Raw genomic sequence first — 1,106 nt, 5'->3', positions numbered from 1 at the left:
TACATTTTTACCTGATCCAGCTGAAATTACTGTACTTACTATTCCGAATCCTGGTATAATTAAAATATAAACTTCAGGGTGTCCGAAGAATCAGAATAGATGCTGGAATAAAATAGGATCTCCTCCTCCAGCTACTTCAAAGAATGATGTATTAAAATTTCTATCAGTTAAAATCATAGTTATACCTCCTGCTAATACTGGTAATGATAATAATAATAACACTGCTGTTATTATTACTGCTCAACCAAATAAAGCTAATTTATGTAAACGTATTCCAGGACTTCTCATATTTAAAATAGTAGTAATAAAATTCATAGCACCTAACATACTACTTATACCACTTAAGTGTAAACCAAATATAGCTAAATCTACACTTGGTCCACTGTGTGATTGTATTCCTGATAAAGGAGGATATAAAGTTCAACCTGTACCAGCTCCATTTTCTATTGTTGCAGAAAATATAAATAATAATAAACTAGGTACTAATAATCAAAAACTTATATTATTTAATCTGGGGAATCTTGTAATACTTATTATTCTTATTATTTTTTATTTATTAAAGATTTTTATATATCATTAAGCTAATAATTATTTTATTATTAGCACTAAATAATTTCTTACTTAGATGGACTATGTCTTCATCCATTATACAATAATGGAGCTTCGCGTGTAGTCTCTGAGGATCCTACTTGTAATTTTTTTTTTTTACTTTGGTTTCCTGCATATTCTTCCCATGTATACATAAGTATTACGACTAATTCAGTTAATAATACAATTTTTAAAATATATAAACTTCAATTAGGTGTCTATGTATCTGTTAACTAGAAAATTAATTCTAATTTCGAGAGATTCCATGCATATAGCGAAGTAATAATTAAAAAGTTTACACTTTTAACGGCATTTACCCTTTTTTGGGATTATATTATATATAATTTCCTATAACTCTATTCTTTATTAAGGGATTATACTAACTGTAACTATTTAATTACAAACATTCCTTCACAGGATATACCACAATGAGTTAAGCAGATAATTTATTCAAATATTATCAATTATAATAAATTTATTTATATTAATTTTGATTATATATTTTTTTTTGTATAATG

Annotated in this window: 1 pseudogene; it reads right to left on the bottom strand. The window is 26.0% G+C overall.

From position 1 onward, the window contains the following. Positions 1-240 precede the first annotated feature (240 nt). Positions 241-408 (bottom strand): annotated as a pseudogene (locus AC3AYF_RS21605) (cbb3-type cytochrome c oxidase subunit I); the annotation flags it as partial. Between the last annotated feature and the right edge of the window lie 698 nt (positions 409-1,106).

The organism is Salinicola sp. (assembly GCF_982684285.1).
This window is presented reverse-complemented; position numbering and strand designations above follow the sequence as displayed.